This window comes from Streptomyces argenteolus (assembly GCF_042902585.1).
Lineage (GTDB): Bacteria > Actinomycetota > Actinomycetes > Streptomycetales > Streptomycetaceae > Streptomyces > Streptomyces argenteolus.
The window spans coordinates 967,242-980,971 of the sequence record NZ_JBIBEG010000001.1; the positions used below are offsets into that span (position 1 = coordinate 967,242).

Below are 13,730 nucleotides of genomic sequence, written 5' to 3' on the forward strand. Positions count from 1 at the left end.
AGATATCCAGCGGTCAGGCTATCCGACCCGCGCCCTCCCGGCTGCCCGCCCCCCTGTGGCACCGCACACAGCCGGTCACGTACCGCTATCTCCCGTGGTGAGGCCGCTGCGGCTACTCCGGTACGGCGCAGCCGGTCGTCCCCGACGCGAGTGTCGCGCACGCCTTCGCGTCGGAGGCCTTCTCCACGCCGACCATCAGGGTGTAGGCGTCGGCGTCGGCGCCCTCGTCCACCCGGCCCTCCTGTTCCGCCGTACCCGCGATGATCCGTACGGTGTCGCCGGTGGACGCCTGCGTGACACGGGCCCACGCGGCGCCGCAGACCTTGCTGTAGCGGACCTCCAGGAGGCCGCCGCCGACCGTGGCCCTGGCGACCGTCCCGGCGGACCGCCCTCCGCACCCCATGGCTTCCGGGTCCTGCCCCGTGCAGGCGGCGCCCTCGCACCCGACCCCGTCGGGCAGGTTCGGTGCGCTCCCGGACGACCGGCCGGGCGGGGTCGCGGCGGACACCGTGCCGGGGGCGTGCCCGCCACCGTCCGGATCGGCGAGCAGGGCGGCGACCGCTGCCAGCAGGAGCGCGCCCACGGCCGCCGCTGCGGAGATCGTCACCCTGCGCCGGCGGCCCCCTCTCCCGTCGGGGGCACGGGGCGTACGGCCTCCGGCGCCACCCGGGCCCGCGGCGTCCGCCGCCGTCGCCGGCCCGGGCTGCCGCGGAACGCGGGCGACGGCGCCGTGCCGCACGGGATCGAGGGATGGCCGGCCGCCGTCGCCCCCGGGCCCGGCGGCGACGGAGAGACCCGTGCCCGCCCCGCCCGCGAGCGGGGCGGGCGCCACTCCGGCCTCACCGAGTGCCGCGCGCGCCTGGGAGATCCTGATGGCCTCCATCGTCATGTCGTGGCGCATCTCGGAGCGGCTCCAGGCGCGCTCCGCGAGCTCCCACATCGTCGTCAGATGATGCCGCTGCGCGCCGGTCGCCTCGGCGAGCGCGACCACGGCGCCCTTGGGCGCGAGCAGCCTGCCGTTCAGATAGCGCTCCCAGGACGTCTTGCTGTAGCCGGTGCGGTCGGCGACCGCCGCGAGGCTCAGCCCGCTCCGGTCCACGAGCCGTCGCAGCTGTCCGGCGAACTCCCGCAGCTGCGGGTCGAGTTCCTCCGGTAGTGCCTTCCAACGAGGCATTGCTTCCCCCCAGTCGATTCCCCCGGGGCCTCTCCCGGCTCCCCCACGCGGCCTTGCCCCCTCGGCCACGCCCGTACGGCCCCACGCTTCGGACTACCCGGAAGGATGCACGCTTCCAGGTCGGCAGTTCCGGACAAAGGGGTGCACGGGTGCATTCCGTATGAGTACGGGATCCGTAGTGCGCCGTAGTACCTGCGAGCCCTCGAAGTCCCGCGCACCTGCCGGGCATCGGCCCCGTGTACCGGCCGGGCATCGGGTCCCGGTCGTTGCGGAGCGATCACACGATGGCGGAATGGTCACTTCCGTGCCACAGGCGCCAGGCATCCCTTGAACCAGAACCTCATGTCCATGACGCTTGTCACACGACAGGGCAAGGCCGCTCAACTCACCTCATTCCGGTGCTTCCCGCACCGGTGTGCCCGGTCCGGTGTCCGTCCCTTTTCGGGGGAGGGGACGGGCACCACCCTCCACTTCCCAGGGCGGCCCCTCAATCACCCCACTTTCCCGGGGACTTGAGGCACACCGCGCTACTGTGGACCGGTGAGCTCCCTGCCGGAGGACCCGCCGATGAGCGAGGACGACCGCGACGCGGCCGTCGGGCGGCTGCAGGACGCGTACGCCGAAGGGCATCTCTCGCACGAGGAACTGGACGCGCGCCTCCACCAGGCGCTGACCGCCAGGACCTCCGGTGAACTGGCGGCGCCTCTGACCTCGCTCCCCGCCGGGAAGGCGAACACCTCGTCCACCATCGCCGCCGCGGCCGGACGGATCAAGCGGCGCGGAGCGTGGCGCGTACCCCGGAGCCTCAAGGTCGAGTCCGCGTTCGGCAGGGTGCACCTCGACCTGTCCCGGGCGGTCGTCGAGCATCCGGTGATCGACATCGAGCTCCAGCTCGGCACCGGCCGGGCGAAGGTCACGGTGCCTCGCGACGCCGTCGTCGACGTGGAGGGTCTGCACACCGGGTGGAAGGACGTGCGCCACAGGACCCGGCGTCGCTCCGGCTCCGCCGGGCCGACGATCCGGATCTCCGGGACCATGGGGTTCGGGCGGCTGACCATCCGCCACGCACGCCGCTGACGGCTCGCAGGGCTGCGTCCAGGTCCCCTCGGCTTCGAAGGATGCCGCCGCCGGAGGTCTCCCGCCCCGCCGCGTGCGGGGCCGCACGGCGTCGGGGCCGCCCGGCCGGTGACCGGACGGCCCCGTGGGCCGGAACGCGGCGGTGTCAGCGGATGGTGAAGTGGACCACGTCCTGGAGGAACGGGAGGTCCAGCCACGGCTTGGGCTGCGCCATCATGGCCAGCAGCACGATCAGCGTCCCCATCAGGCCGTACGTGACGAGGTCGGTGAACCGGGACCGCACGGCGAGCATGCCGACGGAGGGAACGACCCAGCGCAGCACCGCCCCGGTGAGCAGGGCGACGCCCATCAGTATCGCGCCGATCCTGAACGCCTCGGCGAACAGGTCGGTCCCCACGATCAGCAACCCGATCGCCGCCGTGGAGAGCACCGTGAGCAGCGGCCACTGGCGTGCGGGAGCGGGGGCGTCGCCGGGTGCCGCACGGCCGCCGCCCTCGGGGCGCGCGGTGTCGCGGGTCAGCGAGAAGCGGCGCGAGGGCGCCCGGGTCGAACCACTGCCTCCGGCCGGCTCACCGGTGCCGTCCGCCGGTACGGCGTCTCCTGACGCCACGGAACCCTCCGGCGCCACCGCGCCCTCGGCGGCGCCACCCTCCGCGGCCCTCGCGGCATCCTCCGGCGTCACGGCGTCCTTCGGTGTCGCGGTCTTCCCGGCCATCCCGGCCTCCCCTGACCTGGCGGTCTCCTCGGGCGTCCCCGGCTCGCGGGACGTCACGGTCTCCCCGGGCGTCCCGGCTGCCTTCCCGGACGCGGACGGCCCGGCCTCCTCGGCCGGTCCGTCCGCGTGCGTGCCGTCCACCGGGCTCGCACCAGCACCCATGCCGTCTCTCTCCGGTCCGGGTCAGCCGGCGGATGCGGCGGAGGCCTCGGCGGCGGCGCGCTCGGCCGCCTCGACCACGTTGACCAGCAACTGGGCGCGGGTCATGGGGCCGACACCGCCCGGGTTGGGCGCGACCCAGGCCGCGACCTCGGCGACACCGGGGTGGACGTCTCCGACGATCTTGCCGTTCTCGTCGCGGCTGACGCCGACGTCGAGCACGGCCGCGCCCGGCTTCACGTCCTCGGGCTTGATCAGGTGGGGCACACCGGCGGCGGCGACGATGATGTCGGCCTGGCGCAGGTGCGCCGAGAGGTCACGGGTGCCGGTGTGGCACTGGGTGACCGTCGCGTTCTCGGACTTGCGCGTCAGCAGGAGCGGCAGCGGCCGGCCGATGGTGACGCCCCGGCCGACGACGACCACATGGGCGCCGTTGATCTCCACGCCGTGGCGGCGGAGCAGGGTGACGACGCCCTGCGGGGTGCAGGGCAGCGGGCCGGTCTCGTTCAGCACGAGCTTGCCCAGGTTCATCGGGTGGAGGCCGTCGGCGTCCTTCGCCGGGTCCATCAGCTCCAGGATGCGGTTGGTGTCGATCCCCTTGGGGAGCGGGAGTTGCACGATGTAGCCCGTGCAGTCCGGGTTGGCGTTGAGCTCCCGTACGACCTCCTCGATCTCCTCCTGGGTGGCGGTGTCGGGGAGTTCACGCTGGATGGAGCCCATGCCGACCTGGGCGCAGTCACGGTGCTTGCCGTTCACGTACCAGCGGCTGCCCGGGTCGTCCCCGACGAGGAGGGTTCCGAGGCCGGGGGTGATGCCCTGCGCCTTGAGGGCCGCCACGCGGACGGTCAGATCGGACTTGATCGCAGCTGCGGTGGCCTTGCCATCGAGAATCTGGGCAGTCATGACACCCATCTTCGCGGATGACCTGCCCCGCGTACCAATTGCGGGTGCCTCGGCCTACGTGATGTTGCACTTGGGCAACAGCCAGTCATTGCGACTGGACAAACTTACGTGTTGCTTATAACGATTATGGCCGCAGTGCCGCAGAAGTACCGGGGGGCGGACCACTGACCTTTCTTTCCTCCGTGCGGCCGCGTCGTCCCCGCTTGCACGTTGGAGGAACCGCCCACATGAGTTTCGGCGACCCGAACCAGAACCCGAACAACCCGTACGGCCAGCAGCCGCCGCAGGGCCAGCCCGGTTACGGCTACCCGCAGCAGGCCCCCCAGGGCGTTCCGCCGCAGCAGGGTCAGCCGGGCTACGGCTACCCGCAGCAGCCGGGTGTGCCGCCGCAGGGCCAGCCCGCCTACGGCTACCCCCAGCAGCAGCCGGGCACACTCCAGGCCAACAACGGTTACATCAACATCCCCGCGCTCGGCACCGTCCAGGTGGCCACGATGGGCCGCCGTCTCGGCGCCCGCGCCATCGACGGTGTCGTCATCGGTGTGCTGTACGGCATCCTCAGCGCGATCGGTCTCGCCGGCGCCCTGGGTATCGCCGAGAGCACGGACGACTGCGGCACGTACATGGACCCCGGTTACCAGGACTGTGTCAACGAGGCCAGCGCCGGCATCATCGCCACGATGCTCGGGATGATCCTGATCTTCGCTCTGATCACGCTGCTCTACGAGTGGCTGATGATCGCCTTCCTCGGCGCCACGGTCGGCAAGATGGCCGTCGGCCTGCGCGTGGTCAAGGAGAACACGGGCCAGAACCCGGGTATCGGCGGCGGCTTCATCCGTTACATCATCCCGATCGTCGGCGTCTTCCTCTGCTACATCGGCGCGCTCCTCGTCTACCTGTCGCCGTTCTTCGACAACTCCGGGAAGCTGCAGGGCTGGCACGACCGTGCCGCGGGCACCCTGGTGATCAAGAAGTAGTTCGCACGACCGCTCAGCCGCCACGAAGGGCCGGAGAGATCCGGCCCTTCGTGCTGTCCGGGACGGGGGCCGCCGCGCTACCGGAAAGCCGGCGGCTCCGGGCTGGTCCGCTCCATGACGACGAAGGAGCCCGCCTCGCGGGCGACCCGGTAGCGCGCTTCGGGATGGAGCTGCTCGGCGTACTTCACCGGGTCGTCGATCGGCCGGGACCACCCGAAGTCCCGGTTGATCGCGACGAAGTCGGGCGCGGTGCCCGGGGCGCCGCCCACCCAGTAGACCGTGCGGTCGCCGGTGAGGTGGGCCATCAGCGTGATGTCCGTCTCCACCCTGGCACCGGCCGGGATGGCCTCCAGGGCCTGTTCGGCGAAGTGGGTGCGCGCGTCGGCACGGTACGTCTCCGGGCGCAGCAGCTCCCGGAACGGAAGGTGCTGGGTGAGGGCGACGGCGACCGCCAGGGCGACCGGGACCGCGACATCGGCGTACGCGGCCAGCCAGGGCCGTTTCGAGCTCCTGCTGCGGCGGATGCCGTCGGCCATGGCCAGGAACACCACGGGCATCAGGATCGCGCTGTAGTGCCAGACCATGCCCCAGTGGTTGGAGTCCTGGGAGAGCAGCCGCCAGCCGATCGTGGGCAGGACGAGCAGGATCAGGGGGGAGCGCAGTGCCATGAAGGCCGTGATGCCGACCAGGAAGACCAGCATCTCCAGCTTGACGGACGAGTTGAGCACACCGAGGACGGAGTCGAGCGGGGAGACCTCCTGGCCGCCGTTCTCCTCGATCTTCTTCCAGTAGTCGTACGTCCCCGCGCTGCTGGCGGCCGGTATGAGGACCAGTACGGTCACCGCGAACGCGCACACACCGAAGGCGGCCAGCAGGAAGCCCTGGAGCCGGCGCCCGTACACGGCCAGCAGGGCACCGACGACGGCGACGGTGACGCCGAGGTCCTCCTTGACCAGCACCAGCGGCAGCGACCAGAGGACCGCGGCCCGCCAGCGCTCCATGAGGAGGGCGCGGCAGACCAGGGCCAGCAGCGGGACCGCGAGCGCTATCTCGTGGAAGTCGGCCTTCACCGCCTCCTGGAGCCCCCAGGACAGCCCGTACGCGACGGTGACGCAGAGGCCGGAACGGCCGCCCAGGATCTGCTGGGCGGTGCGCCCGACGATCACGGCGGAGCCCGCGAAGAGGGCGGCCTGGGCGAACAGCAGGGCGACGGCGGACGGCCAGATCCAGTAGAGCGGGACGAGGAGCGCCACCAGAGGGCTGAAGTGGTCGCCGAGTATCAGATAGCCGGGGCCCTTGATGTCGACGACCGGGGCGTCGAACCCGGCGTACGCGCGCACCTCCTGCTCGAAGATGCCCAGGTCCCAGGAGGGCGACTGGAAGTGGCTGTACCGCAGGTAGGCGTACAGGAAGTAGAGCGCGCACAGGGCCGCGGCGGCGATGAGGTACGGGCGCGGCGGTGCCGGATGCGGCGTGCTCCCCGACGGGGTCCGCTCCTCGTCCCGCGTGCGGTCCCCGGCCGGGGGCTGGTCCTGCGACACCTCGGTCCCGCTCTGGTTCAGATCAACCACGACGCCCCCGCAACGGAATCCCCCACTGGTCAACTGCCGGTCGCACCGGTCCCGCCCGCCGCGGTCCGGCAAGGCCATCTATTAGAACAGAGGGTCGACCGGCTCCAGAACAGAGCGACGGACGGCTTCCGCACGCCGGGACGCACCGCAGGCCGCACCCCCGGAGGGTGCGGCCTGCGGTGCTGCTGCGATCTGCGGGTCAGTGGAAGAAGTGGCGCGTGCCCGTGAAGTACATGGTCACGCCCGCCTTCTTCGCGGCCTCGACGACCAGCTCGTCACGGACCGAACCGCCCGGCTGGGCGACGGCCTTGATGCCGGCTGCGGTCAGGATCTCCAGGCCGTCGGGGAAGGGGAAGAAGGCGTCGGACGCGGCGTAGGAGCCACGCGCCCGGTCCTCACCCGCGCGCTCGACCGCGAGCTTCGCGGAGTCGACCCGGTTGACCTGGCCCATGCCGACGCCGACCGAGGCACCGTCCTTGGCGAGCAGGATCGCGTTGGACTTGACGGCGCGGCAGGCCTTCCACGCGAAGGCCAGCTCCCGGAGCTCCTCGGCGGAGAGCGCCTCGCCGGTGGCGAGGGTCCAGTTGGCCGGGTCGTCACCGTCGGCCTGGAGGCGGTCGGTGACCTGGAGCAGGGCACCGCCGTCGATCGGCTTGACCTCGACCTCGGAGGCCGGGGCGTCGGGGCAGCGCAGCACCCGGATGTTCTTCTTGCGGGCGAGCACCTCGACGGCGCCGTCCTCGTACGCCGGGGCGACGATGACCTCGGTGAAGATCTCCGCGACCTGCTCCGCCATCTCGACGGTCACCGGGCGGTTGACGGCGATGACGCCGCCGAACGCGGACAGCGGGTCGCAGGCGTGCGCGTTGCGGTGCGCCGTGGCGACGTCGTCGGCGATGGCGATGCCGCACGGGTTCGCGTGCTTGATGATCGCGACGCACGGCTCGGCGTGGTCGTAGGCGGCGCGGCGGGCGGCGTCGGTGTCCGTGTAGTTGTTGTAGGACATCTCCTTGCCGTGCAGCTGCTCGGCCTCGGCGAGGCCACCCTCGCCGGAGGTGTAGAGCGCGGCGGGCTGGTGCGGGTTCTCGCCGTAGCGCAGGACGTTCTTGCGCGCGAAGGTCGCACCGGAGAAGTCCGGGAAGCCCGAGTCGTCCGCGGCGGCGTAGCCGTCGGCGAACCAGGCGGCGACGGCCACGTCGTACGCGGCGGTGTGCTGGAACGCCTCGGCGGCGAGCCGCTTGCGGGCGGTCAGGTCGAAGCCGCCCGCCTTGACCGCGGCGAGCACGTCGGCGTAGCGCTCCGGGCTGGTGACGACTGCCACGGACGGGTGGTTCTTGGCCGCGGCGCGGACCATCGACGGACCGCCGATGTCGATCTGCTCCACGCACTCGTCGTCGGACGCACCCGAGGCGACGGTGGCCTTGAAGGGGTAGAGGTTGACGACCACGAGGTCGAACGGCTCCACGCCGAGCTCGGCGAGCTGCTCACGGTGGGCGTCCAGGCGAAGGTCGGCGAGGATGCCGGCGTGCACGCGGGGGTGCAGCGTCTTGACGCGGCCGTCGAGGCACTCGGGGAAGCCGGTGAGCTCCTCGACCTTGGTGACCGGTACTCCGGCGGCGGCGATCTTCCCGGCGGTGGAGCCGGTGGACACCAGCTCGACACCCGCCTCGTGCAGACCGCGGGCGAGGTCTTCGAGCCCCGTCTTGTCGTAGACACTGACCAGGGCGCGGCGGATGGGCTTATTCACCGACATGACCGAGATGAACCTTTCGTCCCTCAATGCGATAGCCGTCGCGGGCGAGCCGCCCCACGGCCTCGACGAGCAGCTTGCGCTCGACTTCCTTGATGCGTTCGTGGAGGGCGGCTTCGCCCTCCGCCGTTTCCTCTTCGGTCACCTCGACCACGCCCTGCGCGATGATCGGACCGGTGTCGACGCCGTCGTCGACGAAGTGGACGGTGCACCCGGTGACCTTCACGCCGTACGCGAGCGCGTCGCGGACGCCGTGAGCACCGGGAAAGCTGGGGAGCAGGGCGGGGTGGGTGTTGACGACACGGCCACCGAACTCGGCGAGGAAGCCCTTGCCCACGATCTTCATGAACCCCGCCGACACGACGAGGTCCGGGCGGTGCGCGGCCACGGCCGCGGTCAGGGCGGCGTCCCAGGCGTCGCGGCTCGCGTACTCGCCGAGCTTGCACACGAAGGTGGGAAGCCCGGCACGCTCGGCGCGTTCGACGCCGAGGGTGCCGTGACGGTCCGCGCCGACCGCGACGATCCGGGCGCCGTAGCCCTCGGGATCGTCACCGATCGCGTCGAGCAGTGCTTGGAGGTTCGTGCCTGAACCGGAGACGAGCACGACCACACGGGCCGGAGCGGCGGAGGGGGGCGGGGAGGCCACGGCAGGGCCCTTTCTCGCGTGGTGGAGCGGATACGCGATGTACAGGAGATGCGTTTGTATGGTCGTACGAAAGAGGCTCGTCCCGGGATACGGGGAACTCTACGAACGGTCCGACCGTCAGCAACGATACCGGCACTGCTGGCGGCCCCCACGGGACGGGGGCGTGGCCGAGAGGTAGCGTCAGGGGTCAGGGAACCGCCCCCGGGCGGAAATGACGAGATGGGGAAGACGTTCACCACATGCCGGACCGCCTCCGCACCGCCCTTGGCCACCCGTTGCCCGAGCGGGCATCCATGCTGATGCGGGAACGCCAGTCCTCTTCGCCGGACTCGGGACCCTCCTCGGGCTCGGGGCCCTCCTCGGGTTCGGGCTCCTCCTCGGGCTCGGGGTCCTCTTCCGCGGGAGGGGCTTCCTCGGGGTCCGCCTCCGGGCCCTCCGACGACAATCCGTTCGCCGCGCCCCCCGAGGACCGGCCCGACCAGCCCTGGCAGCCGCGTCACCCCTCGCACGCGCCGGGCGACCACGGCAACGGCAACGGCGGGAACGGTGAGGGCGGCGGCGACCGGCCGGCCTGGGGCAGCCAGTGGAGCGACCGGCAGCCCGGCCGGCAGGGCGGCGGCTTCGGCGGCCGTCCCGGTGGCACCGGCGGGCCGGGCGGCCAGGGCGGGGGCCCCGAGGGCAACCCCGGCGGGCTCCGGTGGGACCCGACGGACCCGGCGCAGCGCCGTGCCCGCTATGCGGTGCTGGGCGGCATGTGGGCCTTCTTCTTCGCCCTGTTCGACCTCCCCGAGATCGCGCTGCTCCTCGGTGCCCTCGCCGTCTACTGGTCGATCAGCGCGCTGCGCGGTGGGCCGCGCAAGACCCACGGGGCCGGCACGGCGACGGCCGCCACGGGTGACGCGCGGGACCAGGACCGGACGCCCGCGCCCGCAACGCCGGGTGCCGCGCCCGGGGTGGCGCCGGGCCAGGCGCAGAACACCGGCCGCCAGCAGACGACGGCGGCCGTCAGCGGCCTCGTGACGGCGCTGCTGGCCCTGGCGATCGTCGCCACGGGATACACGGTCCAGCTGGTCTACCGCGACTACTACACCTGCGTGAACGACGCGCTCACCAAGACCGGCGCGCTGTCCTGCAACGCCAAGCTGCCCGACCCGCTGGAGCCCTTCTTCGGCGTGCGGGAGTAGCTCCGCCCCCTCCGGGCGATCACCGCGGGTCCTGGCCGGGACCGGGCTGCCCGGAGGCAACCGGGTTCTGGCCGGCCGGCTCGCCGGGCGCGGCGGTACCGTCGGTCCTTTCCTGGCTGCGGGAGCCGCCGTCGGCCTGCGCTCGGTGCTCGGCACCGGCGCCGGCCCGCTCGACGCCCCTGCCGGCCCGCTCGGCACCACGGTCGGCCCGCCCGACCGACTCGACGGACTCGACGGCAGCTGCGGAGCCGGGCTCCGTCGCCCCCTTCGCCCGGGATTCCGCCCTGGGCGCCGCACCCTCCGTCACCCGTGCGAGCTCCGGCGCAGCCGCGTCGGACCGCGCCCCGGACGGCGTCGCCTCCCGGACGGCCGTCGCGCGGTCCCCGGGCCCGGGGACCTCCGAGAATCCCGCCATCAGGCCACCCGAGCTCCTGCGCAGCGCGGCCCAGCGCAGCTCCCTCGCCCCGTCCGCGTGCCATGGGTCCGCCGACAGGAAGTCGTACGGCTGTGCGCCCTCGTCCACCGGCTGTCCGGGCCCGTCCGCGGCGCCCCGCTCCGCTTTCCTCTCCCCCGCCTGTTCCGGCTTCGCTTCCGCCTGCACGGGCGCGGCCTTCGCCGCGTCCCAGCGCCACCCCCACCGCTGTTCCCGCAGCCGCCACGCCCTGAGCAACAGCGCCGCCGGCACGCCGACCACGGCCGTCCAGGCGAGGGCCGCGGGACCCACCAGCCACCACACCGGGCCGAACTCCGCCAGCGCCCCGGTGCCCAGCGGCCCGCCCGACGCCGCCGCCAGCGCCGCGGCACCGGCCCCACAGCCCGCGGCGGCCAGTCCCGCCACCAGCGCCGTGTGCCCCTGGCTCCACGCCTCCTCGCGCTCCCCGCGCACCGGCGCCGCCCCCCGGGCGGTGAACCGGGCCACGGCCAGGGCGGCCACGGCGGGCACCGCGACCGCCGCCCAGTTCACCGCCGTACCAGGGCCGTGGGAGGGCACCGCCGCGAGCAGCGGGAACTCCGGCAGCGCGGGGGGCCCGGTGAAAGCGAACGGGGTGGCCGTGGACGCCGTACCGAGGGCGAATCCAGGACCGAGACCGTAGGAGGCTGCCCACATCGCGGCGTTCGGTACGAGAGCGGCGGCCAGCAGGAGGACGGAGACCCGGCCCGCCCAGTCGCCCGCGAGCCCCAGGAACGATTCCCGCGCCGCCCCCGCGTGCCACAGCAGCGCCACCGCGACCAGCAGCGCCCCGCCACCCAGCAGCGCCAGCATTCCGGCAGCGGCGGCCCGCACCGCCGCACCGGCCTTGGCCCGGAACCGGGTGCGGGCGGCAGCCTCCTGCACCCGCAGCGGCGCCCAGACCAGCAGGGGGGTCACCGGCCGCCCGCGCGCGGCCCAGACCCCCGCGGCGGCGGCTCCGGCCACCACGAAGGCGACGGGGAAGGCGAGGGAGGCCCGCTCCGGGGGCAGGACGCCGCTCCGCGCGTACTCGGCAGCGCCCAGCACCACCAGCAGGTATCCGGCGCTGACCGCGCAGCAGGCCCCGACGGCCGAGTGCCGGCCCCGCGCCTCCCCGCCCCCGGCCGCCGCGTGCCTGGCACCGGCCTCGTCGTCGGCCTCGCTCTCGGGGTCGGCGGAGTCCCGGGCCGCCCGGTGCACGAGCCATACGGGCAGCAGGCCGAGCAGCAGCGGCACGGTCGCCACGGGCGAGGGGTGACCTCCGACCGTGTCGGCCCGGACGAGTTCGGCGCCGTGGGCGAGCAGCCAGAGCGAGGTCGCCACGTGGAAGGCGCCGTCCGGCCCGCTGTCGGGATACGGGGAGCTGATCCACAGCACCATGACCAGGACGGCCAGCGAGCCGAGTCCGAGCCCCGCGGCGAGCACCCCACGCGCGAAGGCGGAGGCGAGAACGGCGGACCTGCTCCGCCCGGCGGGCAACATCGTGCTGCGCTCGGTCACTTGGGTCACACGGCCATGCTGCCAACGACACGCGCTTATTCCGTGTAACGGGCGAATGGCCGCTGTGTCGCCCAATATACGTTTATGTACTTTTTCACCCAGTTCAGTGGCACCACGGACGGGGAGCGGACATGACGCCGCGCACGGCAGGCAGCACCACCGGCCCGGCGCCCGCCGCCCCTCTGCCCTCCCCCAAGGAGCGCCGCAGGCTCCGCGAGGCCCGGGCACTGAGTGAGGAACAGGTCGCGGCGGCCATGGGCGTCACCCCCGCCACCGTCCGCGCCTGGGAAACGGGCCGCACCAGCCCGAAGGGCCGCCGGCGCGCGGCCTACGCCCGGCTGATCGGTTCCACCGGGAGCCGCACCGGGCCGCACCTTTCCGTCGAAGCCACCGGGAGCACCACGATGTCCCCGACCGAGCCCGGCACCGCCCCGGCCCCCGTGCCCGACGCACCGTCACCGGGCGCGCCCTCTCCCGGCGCACCGTCGAGCGCCGCCCCCTCGCCGGACACCTCGTCGGACACCTCGTCGGACAGGACGCCACCGCCTCCGGACGAGCCGCCGGCCGACGTACCTCCGCCGAGCGCACCCTCACCGGACACACCGTCACCGGGGCTGCGGAAGGGCGGCGTTCCCCTCCCGGATGCCACGGCGCAGCCCCCGCGGGGCCCGGGAGGTCTCACCGCGGAAGCGGCGTTCGACGCCCTGTACGACTACGCGGCTCCGGGCCTCACCCGCCAGACCTACCTGCTGACGGGCCGCCGGACACTGTCCCGGGAAGCCGTCGAGCACGCCTTCGAAATCGCCTGGCAGCGCTGGCCCGAGGTGGCCAGGGACAGGGATCCCGCAGGGTGGGTGCGGGCCGCCGCGTACGAGTTCGCGCTGTCACCCTGGCACCGGCTGCGCCGTACGCACCGCCGGCCCGACGCGCTGCCCGAGGACCCGGACCGGCGCGCCCTGCTCGAGGCGCTGCTCGGCCTTCCCGTCCCGTACCGCCGCACGCTGTTGCTCCACGACGGGGTGGGGCTGGGACTGCCCGAGACGGCCGCGGAGACGGAGGCCAGCACGCCGGCCGCCGCGAACCGGCTGATCAACGCGCGGGCCTCCGTCACCGAGCGGCTGCCCGCCCTGGCCGAGCCCGCCGGTACCGCCGGCCGGTCCGAACTGCTGCACGAGCGGCTCGGCGCGCTCGCCCTGGCCGAGGACCTGCCCGCCCCGCCCCCCGCCCACACCGTGCGCGCGGCCGGGGAGCGCGTCGCCCGGCTCTGGACCCGCGCGGCGATCGGCTTCGCGGTGCTGCTCGTCGGGACCACGGCCTTCACGCTCCAGACGGCCCCCACCCAGTACGAGCAGCCGCTGTCACCGCCCCATCGCGTGGGCGGCGTACCCCCGCGAGGTGGACCGGAGAAGCTGACACCGCAGGACCTGAAGCTTCAGAAACTGCTGCGGGAGGAACTCACCCACGGACCGGAGCGCCTCGTCCCGAAGGTCCCCTGACCACGCCTCCCGGCCGCTCCCCCGGTGCACGGAAACGGCGCGGGGCCCCCCCCCCCCCCGGGGGGGGGGGGGGCCGGCGCCGGGGGGGGGGCCGGGGCGGCCGGGGGGGGGGGGGACCCCCCAGGGA

Annotated in this window: 11 protein-coding genes; 4 read left to right on the forward strand and 7 right to left on the reverse strand. The window is 73.5% G+C overall.

The features are described 5' to 3' along the window. Nucleotides 1–112 precede the first annotated feature (112 nt). The gene (locus ACFY8O_RS04285) at nt 113–1,174 is read right to left on the reverse strand and encodes a helix-turn-helix domain-containing protein (protein ID WP_387898679.1); all 1,062 of its coding nucleotides are present in this window, start codon (nt 1,172–1,174) and stop codon (nt 113–115) included. 540 nt (nt 1,175–1,714) lie between these two features. Here ACFY8O_RS04285 and ACFY8O_RS04290 point away from each other — a divergent pair. Beyond that, the gene (locus ACFY8O_RS04290) at nt 1,715–2,251 is read left to right on the forward strand and encodes a DUF1707 SHOCT-like domain-containing protein (RefSeq protein ID WP_387898682.1); all 537 of its coding nucleotides are present in this window, start codon (nt 1,715–1,717) and stop codon (nt 2,249–2,251) included. Nucleotides 2,252–2,396: 145 nt separating this feature from the next. Here ACFY8O_RS04290 and ACFY8O_RS04295 read toward each other — a convergent pair whose 3' ends face one another. Both ACFY8O_RS04295 and ACFY8O_RS04300 read right to left on the reverse strand, forming a co-directional pair. After that, nucleotides 2,397–3,128, reverse strand: coding sequence for a DUF3017 domain-containing protein (locus ACFY8O_RS04295; RefSeq protein WP_387898685.1), 732 nt, complete (start codon nt 3,126–3,128; stop codon nt 2,397–2,399). A 21-nt stretch (nt 3,129–3,149) separates the two neighbouring features. Beyond that, the gene (locus ACFY8O_RS04300; RefSeq protein ID WP_145803907.1) at nt 3,150–4,028 is read right to left on the reverse strand and encodes a bifunctional methylenetetrahydrofolate dehydrogenase/methenyltetrahydrofolate cyclohydrolase; all 879 of its coding nucleotides are present in this window, start codon (nt 4,026–4,028) and stop codon (nt 3,150–3,152) included. A 227-nt stretch (nt 4,029–4,255) separates the two neighbouring features. Here ACFY8O_RS04300 and ACFY8O_RS04305 point away from each other — a divergent pair, with 227 nt between their 5' ends. After that, nucleotides 4,256–5,005 carry an RDD family protein gene (locus tag ACFY8O_RS04305; RefSeq protein WP_387898688.1) on the forward strand — a complete coding sequence of 250 codons (750 nt, stop codon included), beginning with the start codon at nt 4,256–4,258 and terminating at the stop codon, nt 5,003–5,005. Between the two features lie 77 nt (nt 5,006–5,082). On the opposite strand, the gene ACFY8O_RS04310 is transcribed toward ACFY8O_RS04305, so the two are convergent. From ACFY8O_RS04310 to purN, 3 genes are all read right to left on the reverse strand, one after another. After that, the gene (locus tag ACFY8O_RS04310; RefSeq protein WP_387898690.1) at nt 5,083–6,576 is read right to left on the reverse strand and encodes a DUF2079 domain-containing protein; all 1,494 of its coding nucleotides are present in this window, start codon (nt 6,574–6,576) and stop codon (nt 5,083–5,085) included. A 199-nt stretch (nt 6,577–6,775) separates the two neighbouring features. Continuing rightward, nucleotides 6,776–8,329: a bifunctional phosphoribosylaminoimidazolecarboxamide formyltransferase/IMP cyclohydrolase gene (gene purH, locus ACFY8O_RS04315; RefSeq protein ID WP_387898693.1), complete on the reverse strand. Its 1,554-nt coding sequence runs from the start codon at nt 8,327–8,329 to the stop codon at nt 6,776–6,778. Further along, the gene (gene purN, locus ACFY8O_RS04320) at nt 8,316–8,972 is read right to left on the reverse strand and encodes a phosphoribosylglycinamide formyltransferase (RefSeq protein ID WP_145803915.1); all 657 of its coding nucleotides are present in this window, start codon (nt 8,970–8,972) and stop codon (nt 8,316–8,318) included. The genes purH and purN overlap by 14 nt, the downstream gene beginning before the upstream one ends. Before the next feature lie 239 nt (nt 8,973–9,211). On the opposite strand from purN, the gene ACFY8O_RS04325 reads away from it, so the two are divergent. Beyond that, a complete protein-coding gene (locus ACFY8O_RS04325; RefSeq protein WP_387898697.1) occupies nt 9,212–10,156 on the forward strand; it encodes a hypothetical protein in 945 nt (314 codons plus the stop codon). Nucleotides 10,157–10,175: 19 nt separating this feature from the next. Here ACFY8O_RS04325 and ACFY8O_RS04330 read toward each other — a convergent pair whose 3' ends face one another. Then, nucleotides 10,176–12,107, reverse strand: coding sequence for a cell division protein PerM (locus ACFY8O_RS04330; protein WP_387899574.1), 1,932 nt, complete (start codon nt 12,105–12,107; stop codon nt 10,176–10,178). Between the two features lie 131 nt (nt 12,108–12,238). Between ACFY8O_RS04330 and ACFY8O_RS04335 the strand changes: the two genes are divergently transcribed. Then, nucleotides 12,239–13,603, forward strand: a complete 1,365-nt coding sequence (locus ACFY8O_RS04335) for a helix-turn-helix domain-containing protein (protein ID WP_387898700.1) — start codon at nt 12,239–12,241, stop codon at nt 13,601–13,603. The last annotated feature ends 127 nt before the right edge of the window (nt 13,604–13,730 follow it).